This window comes from Marinobacter oulmenensis, from assembly GCF_014201735.1.
GTDB classification, from domain to species: Bacteria; Pseudomonadota; Gammaproteobacteria; order Pseudomonadales; family Oleiphilaceae; genus Marinobacter; species Marinobacter oulmenensis.
On sequence record NZ_JACHFE010000004.1, the window covers coordinates 96,744 to 119,063 of the forward strand.

Annotated in this window: 19 protein-coding genes and 3 tRNA genes; 9 read left to right on the top strand and 13 right to left on the bottom strand. The window is 59.6% G+C overall.

Annotated elements, in window-relative coordinates:
* Positions 1-9: 9 nt before the first annotated feature.
* The 5 genes from fliE to fliT form a co-directional block, all read right to left on the bottom strand.
* Positions 10-387, bottom strand: coding sequence for a flagellar hook-basal body complex protein FliE (fliE, locus tag HNR38_RS08785; protein WP_183702408.1), 378 nt, complete (start codon positions 385-387; stop codon positions 10-12).
* Positions 388-640: 253 nt separating this feature from the next.
* Entirely contained in the window at positions 641-2,092 is a 1,452-nt protein-coding gene (locus HNR38_RS08790; RefSeq protein WP_183702410.1) for a sigma-54-dependent transcriptional regulator, read from the bottom strand.
* Between the two features lie 23 nt (positions 2,093-2,115).
* Positions 2,116-3,354 (bottom strand): sensor histidine kinase, encoded by a 1,239-nt coding sequence (locus tag HNR38_RS08795; protein ID WP_183702412.1) that lies wholly within the window; start codon positions 3,352-3,354, stop codon positions 2,116-2,118.
* Between the two features lie 252 nt (positions 3,355-3,606).
* On the bottom strand, positions 3,607-5,049 hold the full coding sequence (locus tag HNR38_RS08800; protein WP_183702416.1) for a sigma-54 dependent transcriptional regulator: 1,443 nt from the start codon (positions 5,047-5,049) through the stop codon (positions 3,607-3,609).
* Positions 5,050-5,140: 91 nt separating this feature from the next.
* Complete coding sequence (gene fliT / locus HNR38_RS08805; RefSeq protein ID WP_183702419.1) at positions 5,141-5,470, bottom strand: flagellar protein FliT; 330 nt, start codon at positions 5,468-5,470, stop codon at positions 5,141-5,143.
* 176 nt (positions 5,471-5,646) lie between these two features.
* On the opposite strand from fliT, the gene HNR38_RS08810 reads away from it, so the two are divergent.
* Both HNR38_RS08810 and HNR38_RS08815 read left to right on the top strand, forming a co-directional pair.
* Positions 5,647-6,141, top strand: coding sequence for a DUF6586 family protein (locus HNR38_RS08810; RefSeq protein ID WP_183702423.1), 495 nt, complete (start codon positions 5,647-5,649; stop codon positions 6,139-6,141).
* Between the two features lie 63 nt (positions 6,142-6,204).
* Entirely contained in the window at positions 6,205-6,468 is a 264-nt protein-coding gene (locus HNR38_RS08815; RefSeq protein ID WP_183702426.1) for a hypothetical protein, read from the top strand.
* Between the two features lie 6 nt (positions 6,469-6,474).
* Here the strand turns inward: HNR38_RS08815 and HNR38_RS08820 are convergent, their stop codons facing one another.
* Both HNR38_RS08820 and lexA read right to left on the bottom strand, forming a co-directional pair.
* Positions 6,475-6,963 carry a cell division inhibitor SulA gene (locus HNR38_RS08820; protein WP_183702429.1) on the bottom strand — a complete coding sequence of 163 codons (489 nt, stop codon included), beginning with the start codon at positions 6,961-6,963 and terminating at the stop codon, positions 6,475-6,477.
* Positions 6,964-7,007: 44 nt separating this feature from the next.
* Positions 7,008-7,616, bottom strand: coding sequence for a transcriptional repressor LexA (lexA, locus tag HNR38_RS08825; protein ID WP_183702432.1), 609 nt, complete (start codon positions 7,614-7,616; stop codon positions 7,008-7,010).
* 163 nt (positions 7,617-7,779) lie between these two features.
* On the opposite strand from lexA, the gene HNR38_RS08830 reads away from it, so the two are divergent.
* The 3 genes from HNR38_RS08830 to HNR38_RS08840 are packed head-to-tail and all read left to right on the top strand — an operon-like array spanning position 7,780 to position 10,212.
* Entirely contained in the window at positions 7,780-8,781 is a 1,002-nt protein-coding gene (locus HNR38_RS08830; protein ID WP_183702435.1) for an amidoligase family protein, read from the top strand.
* Positions 8,774-9,505, top strand: coding sequence for a gamma-glutamyl-gamma-aminobutyrate hydrolase family protein (locus tag HNR38_RS08835; protein ID WP_183702437.1), 732 nt, complete (start codon positions 8,774-8,776; stop codon positions 9,503-9,505). Before HNR38_RS08830 ends, HNR38_RS08835 begins: the two co-directional genes overlap by 8 nt.
* Positions 9,506-9,519: 14 nt before the next feature.
* Positions 9,520-10,212, top strand: coding sequence for an SIMPL domain-containing protein (locus HNR38_RS08840; protein ID WP_183702440.1), 693 nt, complete (start codon positions 9,520-9,522; stop codon positions 10,210-10,212).
* A gap of 39 nt (positions 10,213-10,251) precedes the next feature.
* On the opposite strand, the gene HNR38_RS08845 is transcribed toward HNR38_RS08840, so the two are convergent.
* The 6 genes from HNR38_RS08845 to HNR38_RS08870 all read right to left on the bottom strand — a co-directional run bounded on the left by HNR38_RS08845 (position 10,252) and on the right by HNR38_RS08870 (position 17,327).
* A complete protein-coding gene (locus HNR38_RS08845; protein ID WP_343068267.1) occupies positions 10,252-14,022 on the bottom strand; it encodes a translocation/assembly module TamB domain-containing protein in 3,771 nt (1,256 codons plus the stop codon).
* Positions 14,019-15,767 carry an autotransporter assembly complex protein TamA gene (locus tag HNR38_RS08850; protein WP_183702443.1) on the bottom strand — a complete coding sequence of 583 codons (1,749 nt, stop codon included), beginning with the start codon at positions 15,765-15,767 and terminating at the stop codon, positions 14,019-14,021. The genes HNR38_RS08845 and HNR38_RS08850 overlap by 4 nt, the downstream gene beginning before the upstream one ends.
* Before the next feature lie 149 nt (positions 15,768-15,916).
* Positions 15,917-15,992, bottom strand: a tRNA-Val gene (locus HNR38_RS08855).
* A gap of 4 nt (positions 15,993-15,996) precedes the next feature.
* A tRNA-Asp gene (locus tag HNR38_RS08860) sits at positions 15,997-16,073 on the bottom strand.
* 15 nt (positions 16,074-16,088) lie between these two features.
* Positions 16,089-16,164: transfer RNA gene (locus HNR38_RS08865), tRNA-Val, on the bottom strand.
* Between the two features lie 203 nt (positions 16,165-16,367).
* The gene (locus tag HNR38_RS08870) at positions 16,368-17,327 is read right to left on the bottom strand and encodes a coiled-coil domain-containing protein (protein WP_183702447.1); all 960 of its coding nucleotides are present in this window, start codon (positions 17,325-17,327) and stop codon (positions 16,368-16,370) included.
* 180 nt (positions 17,328-17,507) lie between these two features.
* Between HNR38_RS08870 and purE the strand changes: the two genes are divergently transcribed.
* The 4 genes from purE (at position 17,508) to HNR38_RS08890 (ending at position 22,298) form a co-directional block, all read left to right on the top strand.
* Positions 17,508-17,999, top strand: a complete 492-nt coding sequence (gene purE / locus HNR38_RS08875) for a 5-(carboxyamino)imidazole ribonucleotide mutase (protein WP_183702450.1) — start codon at positions 17,508-17,510, stop codon at positions 17,997-17,999.
* 201 nt (positions 18,000-18,200) lie between these two features.
* Positions 18,201-19,319 carry a 5-(carboxyamino)imidazole ribonucleotide synthase gene (locus HNR38_RS08880; protein WP_183702453.1) on the top strand — a complete coding sequence of 373 codons (1,119 nt, stop codon included), beginning with the start codon at positions 18,201-18,203 and terminating at the stop codon, positions 19,317-19,319.
* 72 nt (positions 19,320-19,391) lie between these two features.
* Entirely contained in the window at positions 19,392-19,970 is a 579-nt protein-coding gene (gene sodB, locus HNR38_RS08885; RefSeq protein ID WP_183702456.1) for a superoxide dismutase [Fe], read from the top strand.
* 267 nt (positions 19,971-20,237) lie between these two features.
* Positions 20,238-22,298, top strand: a complete 2,061-nt coding sequence (locus tag HNR38_RS08890) for a putative bifunctional diguanylate cyclase/phosphodiesterase (RefSeq protein WP_183702460.1) — start codon at positions 20,238-20,240, stop codon at positions 22,296-22,298.
* Positions 22,299-22,320: the final 22 nt, after the last annotated feature.

Genomic DNA, 22,320 nt, shown 5'->3' on the forward strand with positions numbered 1-22,320 from the left:
GCTCCGTTATCAGATCGGCATATTCATGATGGTTTCGTAGGCCTGGACCACCCGGTTACGCACCTGGGTCAATGCCTCGAACGACACGGATGATTTCTGGGCGGCGATCATGACACGGGTGATGTCGACATTGGGATCGCCCACATCGTACGCCGTACGCAGATCGCTGGCCTGCTGCTGCAGGTCGTTGACGTTATTCACAGCCTTGCCAAGCATATCGTTGAAGCTTGGTGTTTCCTGGGGTTCCTGAACCTGACGGGGGCCATCAATGCGGCCACGGACAGAGGCGTCCTGCTCGATCCGCTGATTCTGCTGGTTCTGCATCATCTGCGAGCGCAGAGAACGGATCTCTGACAGTACGTTGTTAATGTCGGCACGCTCAACCATGTTTCTCTCCCGGAAGCCCCGGATGGGCTGGATTCATCACGCTTTGCCCCTAATTAAGCAAAGGACGGGCCAAGCATGGATTAACCTTTAATATCATTTAGTTAATGATCATCAACGGGAGCCGGAAGGACGCCAGTGACAGAGATTTGACGTTGGTTCGGGCGTAAAAAAACAGGAGACAAAAAAGCGGCACCCCGAAGGGTGCCTGAAGGAGTAGTCTGTATCAGTCAGGAAGACAACCGGACACCACCGGTCACACGGTTGCCAGCTCGTCGTCGAGATCAATGCCGGCATCACGCATCTGCGCCAGCTTGTAGCGGAGCGTTCGGGGGCTGATGCCCAGTTGTTCGGCGGCGCGATTACGTCGCCCCCCTTCTTTGCGCAGGGTCTGGATAATGATCCGGAATTCCTGTTGTCGCAGATCGTTGCCCAGTGAGCCGGCTACGTCCTCTTCCGGGTCATCCGTGGAGACACTCGCAGCGGTCACGTCTTCGTTTTCCGGCTGATCCGGCTGATCCGGCTCGTGCCGCTCAACGGGCTCCGGCGCCTGGACCTGCGGTTCCGGCCGGCCGGTAATGCCCAGCTCCAGACACAGATCGCCGGAATGAATGACGTTGCCCTGCTGGAGAACCAGCGCCCGCTGAATGGCATTATCCAACTCACGCACATTGCCGGGCCAGCCGTGACTGGTCAGGGCCTTACGGGCGTCTTCTGCCAGGGTGATGCCGGTGAGTTTCATCTTGCGGGTGTGCTTTTTCAGCAGGGATTTGGCCAGGGGCATGATGTCCAGGGGCCGCTCCCTCAGTGGCTGCCAGTGCATCGGGAACACCGTCAGCCGATAATAGAGATCTTCCCGGAACTTGCCTTCCCGTACGTAATCGCCAAGGTCGCGGTTGGTGGTCGCCACCACCCGGACATCCAGGGAGATGGTCTTGCGACCGCCGACCCGTTCAACCTCCCGCTCCTGCAACACACGCAACAGCTTGGATTGCAGCCCCAGGTCCATTTCGGAAATCTCATCCAGCAGGATGGTGCCGCCATTGGCCTGCTCAAACTTGCCGGGCTGTGAGGCAACCGCGCCAGTGAAGGCCCCCTTCTCGTGGCCAAACAGGATGGCCTCAAGCATGTTCTCGGGAATCGCCGCGCAGTTGATGGCGACGAAGGGCTGTTCAGCACGGGGAGAGTGCTGGTGAATATAACGCGCCAGCACTTCCTTACCGGTACCACTTTCACCGGAGATCATCACGGTGGAGTCGCTGTTGGCCACCTTGGCGGCCAACTGGAACATGCGTTTGCTGACCGGGTCTTCGGCCACCGGCTCATCGCCGGATTTCTGACGGTTGCCGCCAACAACTTTGCTGACTGCGTCCACCAGGACCTGCGGCTCGAAAGGCTTGACCAGATAATCAATGGCCCCGGACTGCATCGCGGAGACCGCATCATTGATCTGGCCATAGGCGGTGATCAGCATCATCGGCAGACCGGGATAAAGCCGCTGCACCTGCTCCAGCAATTCATGCCCGGACAGCCCCGGCATGTTCACATCACTGACAACCATATCGACCGGGCTTTTGGCCAGACAGGCCAGGGCGTCTTCCGCATTGGCCGCCTCGCGGACCTGAAACCGCGCCAGCTCCAGGGTCGTCACCAGCGCCTCGCGCAGGTCCTGGTCATCCTCAACTATCAGAATCTGGGCCTTAGCCATGCTTATCGCCTCCAACCTCTTCGTTATTCTCTGCCACTCAGGGTCGGCAGACGCAGTGTTGCTACCGCGCCTCCCTGCTCCGGCGACTGAATGGAAAACTCACCCTTGTGGGCTTTGACCACTGCCTGGACGACCGCCAGGCCGAGCCCGGTACCATGGGATTTGGTGGTGTAAAACGCCTCCATCAGGCGGTTGGCCTGATCCGCTTCAAACCCCGGACCGTTATCCACCACATGAACCTCCAGAGCGTCATCGGCTGCTCTCAGGGCAATACGAACACTGGTCGCGCCCGCCTCCAGACTGTTATTCACCAGATTGGTACAGGCACCCACCAGGGAATCCCGGTTACACATCAGACGACAGGAACGGGCCAGGCCGTTATCCAGTTCGACCCGAGTGCCGGGCAGTGTCTTCACACCCTCGAGTGCGGCTTCCAGGGAAGGCACCAGCGTCTCGGTCGACAACTCCTCCGCCAGTCGTGTCTCACCGCGGGCGAAGATGAGCATGTCCCGAACCTGCTGCTCGAGATGGGTCAGACGGGACATCAGTCGCGAGGCACAGCGCTGGCGCATCTCCTCATCCAGTTCGGACTGGCTCAGGTGGCCGCCATACAGAATTGCCGCAGACAGCGGGGTACGTATCTGGTGGGCCAGCGACGCGACCATCCTGCCCATCGCCGACAGGCGCTGGGCATGAGCAAGCTGGGACTGGAGCTGGCGGGTTTCCGTCAGATCCGTCAGCAGGATCAGCTGGCCGGGCTGGTTTTCCATGGTCCGGATCTCAATACTGACCCGGCGACCGTCCTTGAGGGAAACCTCATGGCCATCGTCCAGCCGGGGCGAAAAGCAGCGGCGAATCACATCCACCCAGCGCTCGCCCTCCAGGGGCTCTCCCAACAGGGAGACCGCTGCGGGGTTGGACTGACTGACCACCCCCTGTTTGTCCAGAACCACCACGCCAGCCGGCAGCGCATTCAGCAGTGTCGACAGGCGATCCGCCAACTGCTCTTTTTCTTCGAGCTCCTGCTGGCGCTGCAGCGACTCCTGGGTCAACTCCCCGGAAAGCTGGTTTACCCGGGATTCCAGCGTCCGGTAGGAATCAGTAATCTGCCTCGACATCCGGTTGAACAGTTCCAGAGCCGAGTCCACCGCCTCGTCTTCCTGCTCCGGGAACAGCGCTGTCACCTTGTCGTTGACATCGGCAGCGGCATTCGCGCTGCCATCGGCGTGACCGGAATCCATGACAAATTGTGCCTGACTCATAACCTTCTCCCTGATCAGTCCCTGCTTGGACCGGAACCATCGGATGTATCGTTAACGGTCGTTAAGCGATATCCGTGCCAGATAGATTTTTTCTTTACATTTCAGAAAGAAAGGAATATTGAAAAATGGCAGGCGACGATTTTCCGTCAATGCAGAGGCAGGAAAACGAGAGGCAGTAACAGGCTTTTGACGCCTGAAGCAACAACGCCTCCTGAAGCGGAGGCGTTGTTAACGAAGCAAGGCCGTGCCTAGTCAGGCTTCTTCCTGTTCTTCCCTGAGGCCGTACTTGCGAACCTTCTCCACCAGCGTGGTACGGCGGATACGAAGCTTCTCTGCAGCCCTGGCAACGACCCCGCCCGCTTCATCCAGAGCCTGCTGGATCAATTGCTTTTCCAGCCCGGACAGATAATCCTTGAGATCAATGCCGTTCACCGGTAGCAGCGCAGGGGCATCCAGCCCAACCAGCCCTGGAACGGCAGAGGGCATACCGCTGTCCTCCACCGGCCGGTTCTCATCATAGTCATCCACGTAACGGAATTTCTTGGGCAGTTCCTGAACCCCAATCACGCCATACGGATGCATGATGGCCAGGCGCTCAACCAGATTCGCCAGCTCCCGGACGTTGCCCGGCCAGTCGTGACGACACAGGCTCATGATCGCCGCCGAGTTCATCCGTAACGACCCCCGCTTTTCTTTCTCCATACGGGAGACCAGCTCATTGATTAGCAGTGGTATATCCTCCGCCCGCTCTCTCAACGACGGCATTTCGATCGGAAAAACGTTCAGCCGATAGTACAAATCCTCACGAAAATCACCGGCTTCGATCATATCTTCAAGATTCTTGTGAGTGGCCGCTATAATGCGAACATTGGCACTCTGAGTCTTGTTGCTGCCGACCTTTTCAAAGGTCCGTTCTTGGAGGACACGCAGAATCTTCACCTGCATGTTCAACGGCATGTCCCCGATCTCGTCCAGAAACAGCGTGCCGCCTTCCGCCAGCTCAAAACGCCCCACCCTGGCGGTGATTGCACCGGTAAAAGCGCCCTTTTCATGGCCGAAGAGTTCGCTTTCCAGCAACTCCGCAGGGATTGCCCCACAATTGACAGGGACAAACGGCTTGTCACGGCGGGTTGAATGGTAATGAAGGTTGCGGGCCACCACCTCTTTGCCGGTGCCGGACTCCCCGGTGATCAGAACGCTGACGTCCTTATCGGCCACCTGCTCCATCAACTGACGCACCTGCTGAACCCGTCGGCTGGTGCCGACCAGACTGCGAAACAGCTGGACACCCCGCTGACGGCCGCGCTCATTACTACGGCCAAACTGTTCACGGAAAACCTGGGCCCGGTAGAGGGAATCGACAAACTTGGTGTAGTTCAGGGGCCACTCCATGCGGGCAATGACCCGGTTGGCATGCTCATCGGAGAGATCCTCCAGCGCCGGATCACCCACCATCAGCACGGGGAGCCCATCCATGGTCTGGCAGACTGATTTCACCGCTTTTGAGACTTCGTCATCCTCGCCGTTAACGATGACCACTCCTGCCTCCTCCATGGCATCATTATCGGACAGGCAATCGCGGGCTTCTTCGCCCGACAGGATCCGGTCTTCGCCAACAAATTCCAGAATGGTGACCAGGTCGCGCCGCCTGGTTTCATCATAGCTCAGCACCAGCACCGTGTTATTTTTCGACATTCACAGGCTTCTCTGTCTTATGGGGATTTTGTGCGGTATTTAAGACTGTCGGGCGCTCAGAGTCAATTTTATGACACTGCGTTTATTGGGGTTATTTCCTGCGGCCACCGGACATGTCCTGGTAGGCCCGGGCTGCGCTGCGGTTCTGGTTCATGCCCTGCAACTCACGCCGGGCCTCATCCCGCGCCTGCTCAGCCGCGTTGTTCGCGACTTCAACAAACCGGTTGAGGGCTTCGAGCCGCTCACGGACTTCGGTGGCAGAGACCTGCCCCTGCTCCAGTGCAGACATCACCGGTTCCACCACTTCCCGGACCTGCCCTGCGAGCTCATTGAGCCGATCCCAGTCCTGATCTTCCAGCGCCCGATCCAGCCGGCCCCTCAGGTCATCCATACCGTCCAGCAATTCGTTGACATCGGCCATGAGTCTCAATCCCATACGTGTGCATCAAACTGTCATGTCATCATACGCCAATCCCCGGTCGTCAAGAAGACAGCAGTCCAGCCGGACTGATGGACGAGGGAAGAACGCGACGGCCAAAAATGATACACTGGCTACTTAATCCTGAATGGCCTTATCAACAATTCGCTGGCGCGCACATGGCATCTCAGTGGTATTCCCTGGTATCCCAAAAGCTGTATCTGGCCAAGGTCCTGCTGGAGCAGGCCCAAGCGGCCTCTTCTATTGGCAGTCACCCAACGTCGGTGGTACAGGAATCGCTGAACCAGGCCGCCGTGGAAATGCTGCTCAGGGCTAAACAGGCGCTCCTGGCGATGATTGCCGGATGTTACCAGCAGAAGACGGCAAGGCCGGGGTCCCTGGCTGACCTGAAGGCCCTGTTAGCTTACGAGGTACCGGAAGTCTCGGAGCTGGAGTTGCTGTCCGCGTCGGACGGGAACTGGTGGAGCCACCTGCAGGAACTGGAACAACGGCAGTCAGAACCGGCATCCCCCAAAAAACACGCCAGTACCGAGAATGTGATTGCCGTCTCCGCCGACAACACGCCGGACCGCTCACTACCGGCACTGGAACAGACGCGGGCCGCCATGATGGCCTTTGCCCGCCGCCTGGAAGAACAACACAGCGAGTGGTGACGCGCCGAGGCGCCAACAACACTCTGACCGTTTATCGATTCAATCAGCACAAAGGCTTAACGAATGTCTCCCTCTTTTTTCGAGATTGTACAACTGGCAAACGGCGACTACGCGCTACGTCGGGTTGATGACGACGAGTCCGACCCCCTGGTGCGTATTTCGTTTTCCCAGGAAGCCCGGGACATGATGGAAGACCGGGACATGAATGTGGCCAAAGCCATGATTGCTGCGGGCATCGAAGCCGCAGGCGATATCAGCCACGACATTGACTGGGACGAGGACGACTACGAACCGGCCGATATCAAGGCCAGCCGCACACTGCACTGACCCCGATCACCGGTGACGCAGGATCACGCCGTGACTGCGCCCCTTGGCCGAGGCCCTTTGAAGGGATTCAAAGGCCGGCTTACCCAACCTGCTGGTCCACAGAATCACGGCATGACAGGTTCCGGCGCCAAGCGCCCGTTCCGCCAGTTGCAATGCCGGGTACTCAGTCGAGGACCGCAGCACCAGCAACTCATTAGCAACAATGCCGTGCATTTTCTGCCACTTGGACACCAGTTCCTGAGGCGGATCAATCCAGGCCAGCCAGCGCTTCTCCTGGTTTAACTGGGTCAGCATTGGCAGCAGCAACTGAAAATTCTCCACCTGCCCTTCCGGCAGAATAATCTCCGTTACATTGCCCTTGAAGGTCTCAGGCTTTCGGGCGGCACCGGCGGTGGTCCTGGCACGGGCAGGCCACGCGACTTCCGCCGCACTCCCCTGAACGGACAGAGCCTGAGGCTGAACGGTCATTTGCTGATTGAAACTCATCTGTTCCATAACTCACCTACCTGCCTGGTGCTGCCGCACCACCAATGCTGAACTCAGTGAAGATCCGAGCGACGGATGACTCCCACGCCCAACCCTTCGATAAAAAGCTCCTGCTCCGCCAGATCGACCTCAATCGGCTCGAACTCCTCGTTTTCTGCAATCAACAGAACGCGGGAGCCCTCCCGCCGAAACCGTTTTACGGTCACTTCATCGCCGATACGGGCCACCACAACCTGACCATTGTGGACATCCTGGGTGCTATGCACCGCCAACAGGTCACCGTCCATAATGCCGATATCCTTCATACTCATACCCCGGACACGAAGCAGGTAATCCGCTGACGGCGAAAAGAAATCCGGCTGCAGCGTGCAGTGATCCTCTATGTGCTCCTGCGCCAGGATCGGACTGCCCGCTGCCACCTGACCGACCACGGGTAATCCCAGGTCCGGCTCAGCTTCCGGCAGGCGAATACCGCGGCTGGCTCCCGGTACCATCTCAATCGCCCCCTTGCGGGCCAGAGCTCGCAGATGCTCTTCGGCCGCGTTCGCCGAACGGAAACCCAGTTCGGCGGCAATTTCTGCGCGAGTGGGCGGGTACCCGGTGTCGTCTACGTATCGCCGGATAATATCCAGTACCTGGGACTGTCTTGCGGTCAGTTTCATGGGTTGCTCCGGATGCTCCCTGGTTTTATATACAGTGATTTGACTATATACAGTGTTTTATCCAGTGTAAAGTCTGTCATGAAATTTTATACAGGGGCAGCCAGACCGTCCTCGACGGTGTGGTATGGTGAGCGCTACTTAAATAATGGAAGCAGCCAATACTATGAGCGCAAAGCAACGTTGCCACCTGCCAAAAACCACGAAGGCCAATGATGGATCGGAGCGCAAGGTGGGCGTGGAAATCGAGCTTTCCGGGCTCGGCTACGAAAGTCTGGTCAGCCACGCTGCCCGCCTTCTCGGGGGCTCTTCAGAAACGGTCTCCCGTTATGTCAGTCGCATCAACACAGAGTCGGGCGATTTCACCGTTGAGCTGGATGCCGATCCCATCAAGGAAATGGACCTGACGGACGACCGATTGCCAGAGTCCTTGAGGGAGTTTGGCAGCCAGGCAATGAGCCTCATTGACTACGCCGCAGAACGCCTGGTTCCGCTGGAAATCGTCGGCCCGCCCATGCCCCTTTCGGAACTGGAACTGATTGAAAGTCTGGTGGACGAACTCCGTGACCTGGGCGCCAAGGGCAGCCGGGAAGCGCCCTACTTCGCGTTCGGGCTTCAGCTCAACCCCCAGCTACCGGATCTTGAGCCGGAAACCCTGGTTCGCTATATGCAGGCGTTCGCGGCTCTGTATGACTGGCTCAAGGCCCGGCACCAGTTGGACATCAGCCGGAAGCTGACAACCTATATTGAGCCCTGGAGCAGCCGGTATGTGCAGACGTTGATGGCGGATCACTACAATCCGGACCTGCGTACCCTCATGGCTGATTACCTACGACACAACCCGACCCGCAACCGGGCGCTGGACCTGCTGCCTCTGTTCCGGCACCTGGACGAGGAATGGCTGGCCCGGTTCGTGGACGACCCGCGCATCAAGAGCCGGCCAACCCTTCATTACCGGCTGCCGGACTGCGACATCGATAACCCGGAATGGCACTTCTCCTCAGTCTGGAATGACTGGGTGGTTCTGGAAAACCTGGCCAATAACCCGGAGGATCTCCAGGAGCTTCGGGCGTGCTTTCGTGAATCACAGAAGCTGAACTTCCATAACCTGACCCACACCTGGCGTGAAACGACGGAACAGTGGCTGAGCCGGAAGGGTTATGTCTGAGCATCCGGAAGCTCCCGAATTACCGGGAGTTACCATCGGCGTCAGCGGCCCTTCCCGGAAGGGTACTGCCCAGAGGCTGATCAATCTTGGCCTACGTTTACATGGCGCCCGTACGCACTATATCCGGCCCGGCGATCGCATCGATGTAGACCTGCTCGACGGGCTGGTCCTGTCCGGCGGAACCCATGTGCACCCGTCCAACTATGGCCAGGAGCCTCAGGTCACCGCTCGCTATGACCGGCAACGGGACAGCACCGACATCCATCTGCTCAAACGCGCCGAGGATCTGGGTATTCCGGTCTTCGGCATCTGCCGTGGCGCCCAGTTCATCAATGTTTTCCATGGCGGTTCGCTGTGCCAGAACGTGACGCCACTGCGGGAAAACACCCGCCACCGCCCATTACTGCTGCCGCTACAGACCGTGCGTCTGGTCCGGGACAGCCGGCTGGGCCGATTGATGCACAACCCCGTCATCGGTGCCAACCGGATTCACAGCCAGGCCATCAAACGCCTGGGGCGAAACCTGCGTGTCACGGCGCTGGATAATGACCTGTTTGTACAGGCCATCGAAAACACCGGCCGCCAGTGGCTGATGGGCGTGCAATGGCACCCGGAATACCTGCTTTACCACGCCGGCCACCGGCGCATCTTCAGCCATTTTGTCCAGGCTGCCGAGGCGCGAAAACTGGAAAGGCTCGAACGGCGTAGTGATACTGCCGACTGATCAAGGAGACCGTCATGCCGAACACCAAGACTTCCCGTTTACTCACCGCAGGCGTGCTTACAGCCACCCTGTCGCCGCTCATGGCTGTCGCCGGGGAGGTTTCTCTCACCGGCCAGGGCAGCGTCAGCTACACTCCGGATAGCGCTCGGCTGCAATTTACCGCCAGCGCCGAGCACCCTCTGGCGGAAAAAGCCTCCGGGCAGGTCACCGAAACCATGGCGCAGTGGCGCGACGCCATCAGCGACTACCGGGACCAGTTGCAGGATTACTCCGACGCCCGGGTTAACCTGTACACACGACAGGAGCCCCTGCGGGACAAGGATCAGGAACGCGAGACACTGGCGGTGGCCAGCCAGACCGTCAGCTTCACCATCAATGACCTGGAACTGCTCAACCCACTTCTGGAAGAAGCGCAGAGCCTGGGGCTGCAATACCATCTGGGCAATGGCCAGTTTTTCCATTCCAATGCCGAGCAAATGGAACAGCAGGCCCTGGCCAACGCCATTGCCGACGCCCGGCAGAGGTGCGAATTTGTCGCCGGGCAACTGGACCAGACCTGCGGTGAGGTCATCCGCATCAATATCGATGGCGGCTTCCGGCCCGCCCCAATGATGATGGCAGAATCCCGGGCCAAATCCGACACTGTCACCAGCGTCGGCCCACGGGAAATCACCGCCAGTGTGAACGCCACCTTCAACCTGGACTGAAAACGCCCACAAAGGCGCCTCTGGTCAATCCGGAGCGCCCTAGAAATCCCGGTTGTAGAAGATATCCAGCGAAGCGGCCAGGCCACTGGCCGCTTCCAGATAGAAGTACCGGCCCAACTGATAACGGAGCGCAACGGTAGTAACCGGCTCAAAGATCCCCACTGCATAGCGAAGGCTCAGATCCTCGGTGATGTCTCCACTGGCAACCACCGAGGCTTCGTCGCCGGAGCCTTCAGCCTCAACCACCAGATTACGAATCCCCAGCTCCTCACCAATGCCGCGGGTAAACCGGCTGGCCTGGGTCAGTCCCAGTGAGATTGCTGCCCGGCTTAACTGCCCCTGATCACTCTGGCCCTGGGGCGGACGCCCCAGCACGATATAGGAAAGCGCCTCGTTCTGTGACATGGGGGGCTCGGAAAACACTTCGGTTTCGGGCTCGTCAACCGGCCCGGACAGCCTGATGCCCGCCACCACGGTATCGACCGTACGGACCGCTTCGATATCCAGATAGGGGCGGGTCAACGGCCCGACAAACTGGACCCGGGCGCGCCGTAGCGACAGTTCCTGCCCAAAAGCCTCGTACTGGCCGTTAGTCAGCCTCAGGGCCCCACGGGTCTCCATGTTGTCACCGATTCGCAGGGTTCCGGCCAGATCACCGGTCACACCGAAGGCCTCGAAGGTGACACGATCCGACCCGACAACCACCGTCACATCCATGGCCAGCCTGCGAATGGCTGGCTCCTGTTTCTCGATGCCGACAATCACTTCATCCTCAGACACCGACACCGCCGACTCGGGCAGCTCCGGAATCTCAATCTCACCACGGGGCACCTGCACCTCTCCGGTAATGGACAGCTCTCCCCCTCGGAAGCGGATATCCAACTCCGGCGCCGCCTCGATGCGGGCATAGGGCTCGTAAGTTACCGGCAGGCGTTGACCGGTAAGCGTCAGTGAAAACTCCGGCTCCCCGGCCCAACGTACGCTCCCATCAACACGACCGTTGCTGCGATCATTACTCTGCCACCGGCCACTGACATCGGCGGATTGACCCCGGAAACGAAGCGTGGCGAAGGCCTCCTCCACCGGCATAGGCAGGGAGGGATCAAAAATCCGACCATCCGATAGTGCCAGCTCTCCCCGGGTATCGGGACGCAGAAGCGGCCCGGACAGACGCACCTGGCCGTTGACCCTGCCGGCAATGGTTTCCAGTCCGGCAATTGGCTGAAGCAGGGCCAGGTCCAGATCCGATACCCGGAACTGCCCCTCAACCTGGCGGTCTTCGGTCACCGGATCCACCGCCAGATCCAGTCCGAGATCGCCAAGTTCCGGCCCCTGCAAGCGTACCTGCAGGTCCGCCTGTTCGGGGCTCAGGGCCAGGTCCACGGTGAACATTCGATGTGCCAGTTGCTGCCAGTCATCCTTTACCCGGATCTCAAAACGGCCATCGCCGGCGTCCAGGTGCATCTCACCGGAGGCTCCCTGATCGGACATTGACAGGGCAATGTCTGCTTCCAGGTCTGCCTGCCAGCGCAAATCCGCCGGCAACAGCGGCTCCAGAGCCGAGGCGGGCAGCCCACGTACCAGGTACTCAATACGAGGCTCCGGCCACAGTCGCTGATCCTCGGCGCACACCGAACTGTCCTGCCAGCGCCAGCAGTGAGCGCCCAGGGTTGTATCCCCTTCCCTGGAGACGGAAAGGTCTGCCGGCCCGGTGAGTTGCCAGGTCTGATCCGGCCCGGGGATATCGATACGCCCCTGTTCAACAACCCCCTGCCATTGCTGAAACTGCTCGTCGAGCCCCCCGACAAACCGCAGCGACAGACTCGCCTCCGGGTTGGCGGCCTCCAGCGTCAGGCGATGATCATCGAGGGACCCTTCGATGCCGGCCGACAGCTTGCTCAGCTCCTGACCATAAGCCCGGACATCCCGGGCGTTCAGCTCACCCTTCAGGCGGCCATTCCGGGACACACGGGCTTCCAGATCGGCCCGCTCCACCAGAACCGAGTCCTGCCAGCGCAACCCGCTGCCAGTCAGGGTGAGCTCGCCCTCCGGCTGATCCGGCGATCCCCTGACAGCCAGGTCACCACTGAGCTTGCCCGACAGCCCCGGGAGCAACTGTTCGGGTTGGGGAAGCTCGGCACGCAAGTCGGCTTCAAGGCTCCTGCCATACTGCCCCCGCCCCTCAATCCGGTTATCTCCTACAACCAGCCGGAATTGCTCCAACAACCAGTTGTCGTCCTCGGAGGAAAGTCGGCCTTCTGCACGGGCTGTCTGCTGCTGCCAGGTCCCGCCCAGATCCCACCGGGCCGAAAACGCTGGCAACCCGCCGGCAACCGTATGGCCTTCGGTCTTGACGTCACCATCCAGGCTGGCTTCGGGAACCGGCAGCCAATAGCCGGGATTGAATGCTTCCAGAACCGCGGAGGCCTGCCAGGAAACCGAAGACGCCAGAGTCACCGTGCCCTCCCCCCGAAGGGAACCACCATCACTGGTCATCACCAGACGGGTGACCTGTACACGACTGCGATCCCCGGTCACGCTTGCCTCAAGCCCGGCCGGCCCGGTTGGCCCATCAACATCGGCCTGAAGATCACCTTCAAAAACGCCGTCCCGATAGCTCAAGTCGCCACGGGCCCGCTCAAGCTGCACTGCAGGGGGCGCCATATCAGGTACCAGGCCGTACCATGGGAAACGCTCAAGACGGGCTTCCCCACTGGCAACCAGTCCGTCCGACCAGTCGGCCTGGCCGGTCAGGGTAAGGCTGCCGGTGCCCTGACCGCTGTCACCCGAAGCCGGTCCCGACAAGGTCAATTCCAGGTCCGATACCCCCTGAAGTGTCACCTGTCCGAAGACCGTCGCCTCAATGCCGGGAGCGGCATCTGCCAGTGTGGCCTGGCTCCGGGTCTCAAAGCCCTTGGCCAGCGAGCCTGACAGTGCCAAGCGCCAGTCCTCGAGCGTCAGGGTTTCCGGTAAGGAGTCATGTGCGCGGAAACGCGGCGCGCGCAGTCGGGCGTTAGCGGGCAGCCCTGGCTGCAATGGCTGCACTCCACCCTCCAGAGCGGCCTCCAGGTAGCCCTTGCTCTCGCCATTGACACGAACATCCCGGACGCTGCCGGACAGGTTCAGAACCAGGCGCCAGTGCTCGCCGGAGGGCGGCGGCAGACTTGCTTCCAGCCGGAGGTCCAACGGCCAGTCGCCACGGGTTTCCACCCGTCCTTCCGCGTTGACCTGCACCTGCTGCCGCCGGTAACTCAGCCGCTCAACGTTCAATGCCGCACCGGATGCCTGCCCGCGAAATTCCAGCTGATCCCATACCTTGGAACCATTGACCACGAGCGTGCCCAGGCGCACTTCCCGGATATCAAGACTGATCGGAAGATCAATACCGGGTAGCGATGGCGCATCCGTCGAATCGCTTTCCCCGGAATCCTCAAGCGTCACCGAGACCTGTTCTGCCGCCAGCCGCTCCAGGCACAGGCTGGCGTGCAGAAGACAGCTCGGCGACCAGTCGATGTCCGGCTTAACCGCCCGGACGCCGACCCCATAGCCCTGCCATTGCAAACGTTCTGCCTGCCAGTGTCCCAACAGGCTGCCCCGGCCATCATCGACGGCCAGGCCCGGGATCTGTTCAATTACCCAGGCTGTACCGGCGTCTGTCCGCAACGCAAGCACAATTGTGGTGACGGCTAACACAACCAGGAACAGCAGCAGCCCGACGATACGCAGCGGCCATCGCCACCAGTTCCCTGACGGCCGGCGTGGCGCTATCTCCCGGTGATCCGGTCCGGCTTCAGGATGATGCTCGCTCACAGTTCCGGCCCCATTGAGAAGTGCACGCGCCAACCGCCGCCAAACTGCTCATCCAGGCCCTTGGCGATATCCAGTCGCAAAGGGCCCACCGGGCTGACCCAGCGCAGGCCCATGCCGACACCGGTGGCCAACGGATCAAACAGATCCTCCACGGCATTACCGCGATCGTAAAAGGCGGCCAATCGCCAGTCCTGGATGAATTCGTACTGGTACTCCATGCTGCCGACTACCAGGTACCGGCCGCCAATAGCCACATCGTCCTCATCCTCGGGCGACAGGGTCTCATAGCCATAACCCCGAACGCTCTGGTCACCACCGGCAAAGAAACGCAGAGACGGCGGCACGTCCGAAAAGCGGTTGGTGGCAACGCCGCCCAGATTGAAGCGGGTCAGGAACCGGTGGCGATCGGCCAGGGTATACAGTCCCTTGGCCAGCAGATTCACATGCAGTATGTCCACATCCGACAACAGTGCCCGGTGCGATCCACTCACATCCAGTTGCAGGCGGTAGCCCTGGGAGGGATCCAGCGGGGAATCGGCACTGAGTTTCGAGTAGCTCAGGCCCGGCAGTAATAGCGTGGATGTGTTCGAAGGCTCATCGCCGATGCGGTACTTCTCCCCCTCCCAGCGCAGCGAGGCTACCTGCATCCACCCGGAATCCAGTTTGTGGCTCCAGTGCTGGCCAAGGGTGAGCCGCTGGGACTGGACATCTTCCACATGTTCCCGCTGGTAGCCTGTGGAAAAACGAAGGGAATCGGACATTGGCGGGTCCAGCGGTATCTCATACCAGCCGGTCACATTCTGGCGGGGTTTGGCCAGCTCCGTCTCCGCACCCCGGCGATGCCCCTGGTCGTTGATGTAATGCTCGCGCCAGGTACCACGGAAACGGGGCCCCACATCGGTGGAAAAGCCAACACCCGCGGCCACCGACCGCGGCGGCCTCGGCGTCAGGCCAACATCCACAGGGATAACACCATCGCTGGCCTCTGACGGCGATGCATCCACATCCACACCTGAAAAATAGCCACTGTTGGACAGGTCCTGGCTGAGCGTCGCCACGTCATCAGCGTTGTAAGGCGTGCCGGGCTCAAAGCGCACGAACTGTTGCAGGAGCTCATCATCAAAACCGTGGTCGCCAGTGAAGGTCACGTCACCCAGGCGATAACGTTCACCCGGCCGATAGTCGAGCAGAATATCGGCCACCTTTTCATCCGGATTGACTTCCAGGCGGCGGGTCAGGAAATCACCATCAAAGTACCCGAGCCGGCTGGCCCGGTTGCTCAGGGTATCTCGGAGCACATTGTACTGGCCGTGGTTGAGAGTATCGCCCTCGGCGGGATGCTCAGGCAACGCCGCAAGGAACGCGTCCTGTACCGACGGCTCTGCTTCAACAATATGGACGGACCGGGACCGGATGCGCACAGGTTCGCCCGGGTTAACCGTGAGCCTCAGGCGGGCGGGATCACCACCGGCGGGCTCCACCTGCCAGCGTATGTCAGGATCGTAATACCCCAGCGCCCGCACCGCCTCGCGAACCTGTTCCACGGCCGTTGGCGCGTAACGGCGCAGGCCATCGGCGGTACGGCCCTCCACTTCCCCCAGAAACACGCGGGCGTTCTCCTGCAAACGCCCGTAATCCCCGGGCACTTCCACCTCAACCTGATTGGCCAGTGCGCTACGACACACCCATAAAGAAGCAGGCAGCAGGACAGCAGCGATGTATCGGGGAAAACGGCTCTGCAACATGGTGGCTCTGGTATTCCGAACGGCAAACCCCGAGTGTAACGGTTGGCTCTCAGCAGAATCCATGCCGGAGAAGTGAATTTCCCGAAAGGACAGGCGAAAACGGGCAGGCATAAAAAAAGCAGACCCCGGAGGATCTGCTTTTTCGAATCTGGTGGGTGGTGCAGGGATCGAACCTGCGACCCTCGGCTTGTAAGGCCGATGCTCTCCCAACTGAGCTAACCACCCAAAGTGGCGGAGCGGACGGGACTCGAACCCGCGACCCCCGGCGTGACAGGCCGGTATTCTAACCAACTGAACTACCGCTCCACATTGCCTCTGGAATGGTGGGTGGTGCAGGGATCGAACCTGCGACCCTCGGCTTGTAAGGCCGATGCTCTCCCAACTGAGCTAACCACCCGCTCACGGTCTTACTCTTCTTCAGACTGAGGCAAACATCCGGCGCGCCTTCCGGCACTTTGCTGATACAGCGTTGCTGTCTCAACCGAACGAGGTGCGCATTTTAAGCATTTCAGGGCCGGTGTCAAACATTTTCGGCAAAAATATCGAATTTCCACCTGCCCGGCTAACGCGAGCATTTTTTAATCAAAATCAGCAGCTTGGTTATTGCGCTCTGAGCTGATCCAGCTCTTCTGACAACCGGATCAGCCGTGAGGTTACCTGTGACCGGGAAGCATCAATGGACTCCACCGTTTCCTCCATGGCAGCCACCTGCCGTTTCAGGGCCGACAGCTCACCGGCAGCCGCCGCATTCCCGACCTTGTTCTCCAGGGCGGACAACCGGCTCTCGACCCCGTCCATGGTCAGACGCTGCTCGCGCTCAAACCGGCGCAGCCGGTTCTCAATGGTCTGGTCAACCTCCGCCATCTGCTGTTCAAGCTGACCAATACGTGCCACCGCCTCATTATCGGCCTGTTCCAGCGATGCCAGGCCATCATCCAGGCGCTGCCTTAACTGGGCCAGATCATCAGACAGGGACGAACGGGCCTGGGCCAGCGTGGTTTCCAGATCTGTCACGGCTTTGTCGGCGGCCGCCAACTCGTCATCCATACCGTCCAGTCGCTGGCCGTGTTCATCAAGGCTTGCCTTGTGGCTGTCCAGGCGTTTCCGGTTACGGTCGTCGGCCACCCCCCAGAGCTTGCGGATTTCCTCATCCGCCGTATCCAGCCGCTCCCCGTTGGCGGCGATTTTCTCATTCAGGGTCTCACCGCGTTCCTGCAGCGACTCTCCGGTTTCTGACAATTCACCCTCGAAACGGGCCAGCGCCAGCTTGCTTTGGCGCGCCCAGTAATCCGCTTCTTCAAGCTGTCCTTCCAGGGCATTGATTCGCTCGTTCTGCCAATACAGGCCGGCACCACCAACCCCGGCCACCAGCACCACAAGCACCCAGAGCAACCGGGAACCGCCGCCCTGGCCGCCCCCTGAGCCTGACTTCCGTGCGGACGCCTTCGGTGGTTTGGAGGCTCCGTCATCCGGCCCCTGGCCGGCCCGGTCCTTGGTCGTGGCGCCCCCGGACGGGCCCTCGGCTCTGAGTTCGTCTTCCTCTGGGCGAATCGGTTCCATTACAGCTCCTGGTCAACGGATATCGGGATTCCTTGGTGATCATACCCTTACCGGCGTGAACGATAAAATGACGACCGCCCCTATGCCATGGTCCCCGTCGCGGCATGCCAGGGCCTGTTGCATGGCCTGCAGCCGACACCTAAAATGGTCGGCTTTCCAATTATCACAGGACTGTTGCTTATGCAGCCGCTTGTAGGACTCATCATGGGCTCGAAATCCGACTGGCCCACCATGGAACACGCCGCCACCATGCTCGAAACACTCGGCGTGCCCTACGAAACCAAAGTTGTCTCTGCCCACCGCACCCCGGACCTGCTGTTCGATTACGCCAAAACCGCAAACGAGCGCGGACTGAAAGTCATCATCGCCGGCGCTGGCGGCGCGGCCCACCTGCCCGGCATGGTGGCCTCCCAGACTTCCCTCCCGGTGCTGGGTGTTCCCGTGCAGTCCAAGGCACTGAACGGCCTGGATTCCCTCCTGTCCATCGCCCAGATGCCAGGCGGTGTTGCCGTGGGTACACTGGCGATTGGCAACTCCGGCGCCAAAAATGCCGGGCTGCTGGCTGCACAGATCCTGGGAACGGCTGACGCAAATCTGCAACAACGCATTGATGAGTTCCGTGCAACTCAGACCCAAAGCGTCCTGGACAATCCTGATCCACGGGATCAGTGAGTTTAAAACAGTTATTCTTGGGTGTTATTCCCCAACCTGAATGAGCAGGCTGGGAGAGGGCTTTCCCAAACTGTGCGCAGCCATGGATGGTGGAGCCCAAGCGACACAAGGACGTGCCGCAAGGAGCGTGTTTGGGAAAGCCCTCTCCCAGCCTGCTCGCACCACTGAAGCCAAAGCTGAAGTAATGGCAGGAGAGCTCGAATGAAAATTGGCGTACTAGGCGCAGGCCAACTCGGCCGCATGTTAGCCCTGGCCGGCTACCCACTGGCCAAAGATTTCGTCTTCTACGACATGTCCGGCAACCCCAGCGCCGGCATTGGCGAAACCATTGTCGACCCCGAAGGCACCCGCCTCGGCGACTTTCTGAGTCAGGTCGACCGCGTCACCTATGAGTTTGAGCACCTGCCGGTAGAAGTGGCCAGCGAACTGGAAAAGCACAAGCCTGTACACCCCTGCCCCCGGGCCCTGGAAGTCTGTCAGAACCGGGAAGCGGAAAAGACCCTGTTTGGCCAACTGGGCATCCCCACCCCGAAATGGCAGGTTGCAGACAACGCCGCCACACTGAAAGCCGCAGCAAAGAGCCTTGGCTGCCCGGTGGTTGCCAAGTCCATCACCGAAGGTTATGACGGCAAGGGGCAGGCAGTGCTCAGAAGCCCTGAAGAGGCGGAACAGGCCTGGCAGTCCATTGGCCATCCCCGGGTCATCGTGGAAAAGTTTGTCGACTTCCGACGCGAGGTATCCATCATTGCGGTGCGTGGCGAGGATGGCGACGTTGCCTTCTACCCAATGGCGGAGAACACCCATCACGAAGGCATTCTGCGCTATTCCATCGCGCCGGCACCGGATCTCCAGCCTCACATCCAGGCCGATGCGGAAGGCTACATCAAAGCCCTGCTGAACGAACTGAATTACGTGGGCGTGCTGACCCTTGAGCTCTTTGAGACCAAAGACGGACTGATGGCCAATGAGATGGCGCCCCGGGTTCACAATTCCGGCCACTGGACCATCGAAGGGGCAATGACCAGTCAGTTCGAGAACCACGTGCGGGCCGTCAGCGGGCACCCTCTGGGTAACGTCAGCGCACGCGGGCTGAGCTGCATGATCAACATCATCGGCGAACACGGCGATATCGAACGCATCCTTGAACTGCCCTACGCTCATCTCCATCTCTATAATAAAGGAGAGCGCCCGGGCCGAAAGCTTGGGCATGTCAATGTACTGGCGGACAGTTACGAGGAGTTGGTATGGCGGGTAAAAAACTGCGCCGAGTTCCTGCCCGGCTGTCCCGATTTTATAAGCTCTCTAACAGCAAAGGGTTGATTTAACTCAAAGCGCCCTTATATTGCAGAAGTGTCAATTCACATAAACGAGAGAACCAGGGAGTACGACCTCATGGCATTTGAACTTCCCGCACTGCCTTATGAAAAGAACGCACTGGAACCGCACATTTCCCAGGAAACCCTGGAATACCATTATGGCAAGCATCACAACACCTATGTGACCAAGCTCAACGGCCTGATCGAGGGTACGGAAAACGCGGACAAACCTCTTGAGGAAATCATCAAGAGCGCCAGTGGCCCGCTGTTCAACAACGCGGCCCAGGTCTGGAACCACACCTTCTACTGGCACTGCCTGAGCCCGAACGGCGGCGGTGAGCCCACCGGCGCTGCCAAGGAAGCCATCGAAAGCGCCTTCGGCTCTTTCGAAGACTTCAAGAAAGAATTCAACGACAAGGCCGCCAACAACTTCGGTTCCGGCTGGACCTGGCTGGTGAAAAAAGCCGACGGTAGCGTTGCCATTGTTAACACCAGCAACGCGGAAACCCCGCTGACTGGCGAAGACAAGCCGGTTCTGACTGTCGATGTCTGGGAGCACGCCTACTACATCGATTACCGGAACAGCCGCCCGAACTACCTGGAAGCGTTCTGGAACCTGATTAACTGGGATTTCGTCAACGAAAACCTGGCTTGATCAGGCAATAGACAGACGCCCCGTGGCAGCGCATAAGGCTGCCACCCCGAACGCCCGCCCCGGGACCCACCCTGGCGGGCGTTTTTGTATCCGCAGGCCACGAAACTGCAACAAATCGAAACACCTGAGATGGACGAATTCTGGAAAAATCAGCCATACTCCATGACGTTGCGGCCGACTTGAACCATACTTAGTCTTTCGAACTGGTCGCATACTTACAGATTGCGCCAAACGTTACTCCGGGAAGACAGACCAAGAAGCAGCGGGATGCATAGAGCTTTTGACGTAGAACATCACCTTGGTTACAGGATTCTTCGATGGGTCCTGCTGATCGCCCTGCTCGGCGGCATCCTGGTCAGCACGGTACAAGTCGCGCTGGATGCCCAGCGAGTGTCCTCGGAGCTGGAGAAACAGGCAAACCAGACCATCACCATGGTCCGCGAATCGGCCACCCAGGCCGTGTTCAGTATTGACGACAACCTGGCCCAGCAGGTGGTCGATGGTCTCTTCGCCCTGGAGGCTCTGCACAAGGCACGCATCACCCACCCGGATGGCGAAGAATTGGGGGGACGCATGCGCCCACTGCAGAACGAACCTTTCCGTCCAATCACCGACCCCATTTTCGGCTCGTCACGGGAATACCAGGAAAGCCTGCAACGAACCATCAGCCCCGGAACCACCTACGGCTACCTTGAACTCGAATATGACACAGCACCGGCGGCCAAAAACTGGCTCAACCGAGCTATTGTTACCTTCAGCTCCGGTATCGCCCTGGCCCTGATTCTAGGGCTGGTACTCTACGTTGTGTTCCACCTGCTGCTCACCCGCCCCCTCTTCCGTATCGTCCGCTCGGTCAAGAAAGTCGACCCTGCCAGGCCCGACGACCGCCTGATCGCCATCCCCCAGGGGCATGGCACTGATGAACTGGGCCTTTGGGTTAATGCCACCAACAACCTGCTGGTGGCGATCGGCGACACCCAGAAGAAACATCGCGAAGCGGAGAATCGGGTCAACCAGTTGGCGAGGTTTGATCAACTGACCAACCTGCCCAGCCGCGAGACCTTCATGGAAACGCTTCAGGTCGAACTGAAAAGCGACGGCCAGCAGCCAATGAGCATGTCGATGATGGTGTGCGGCATTGACGATTTCAAATCCATCAACGAACAGTTCGGGTTTCGCACCGGTGACAGCATTCTTCAGGCCATCGGCAATCGGCTCACCGCCAATTTCTCGGCAGAACGCTTTCTGGTTGCTCGCCTGGGCAGTGATCAGTTCGCCGTGGTCGAAAAACGACTGCGGGACGGTTTCCAGGCGGCGGAAACTGCCGAGAAGGTCCTGTCCTGTTTTTCAACACCGATCAACGTGGGCAAACACCGGGTCTCCATGACATCCACGATCGGTATCGCGCTCTATCCATCCGACGCCAATGATCCCGAACGCCTGCTGCAAAGTGCCGAACAGACCATGATGCTGGCCAAACAGGCAGGCAGTAACCATTTCCAGTTCTATGTCGCCAGCATTGACCAGGAAATCCGGGAGCGCAAACAGCTTGAGAAAGACCTGGCCCAGGCGCTCGCCTACCACCAGTTCCATCTCGTCTATCAGCCACAGATTAATCTGACCAGCCGCCGCATCATCGGAGCCGAAGCCCTGTTGCGCTGGGAACACCCGGATCGTGGCATGATTCCCCCTGACCGGTTTATCCCCATCGCCGAATCCAACGGAACCATTGTCGAAATCGGCCAGTGGGTTCTGGATCAGGCCTGCTGGCAGGCTGCCCGATGGGCGAGTGAGGGCACGCCCCTGCGTATTGCCGTCAACCTCTCGGCGGTGCAGTTGCGCCAGGAATCCATTGTTGAAGACGTACTGGAAACCCTTGAGCGTCACAAGGTGCCGGCAGGTCGACTGGAGCTGGAGGTCACGGAGACCAGTTTCATGACCAACCTGAATGATGCCGTGGACAAGCTCCAGCGGTTGCATCGGGCCGGCATCAGCATTGCCGTGGATGACTTTGGCACTGGCTATTCATCCCTGACCTATCTCAAGAAGATGCCGGTACAGCACCTGAAGATCGACAAACAGTTCATTCGTGACCTGCTGATCAATGAGGAAGACACCCGGATCGCCAACACCATCATTGACCTGGGCAAGAGCCTGAATCTGACGGTTATCGCCGAGGGTGTGGAAACGGCTGAGCAGGAATACTACCTGAGCCAGCGGGGCTGTCAGCTGGCCCAGGGTTATTTCTTCAGCAAGCCACTGTCGGCGCGGGATTTTGAACACTTCCTGAAAAGCTTCCACGACCGGATCGTGGAGGATCATTCCTGAACCCCAAGTCCTGAGGAGTCGT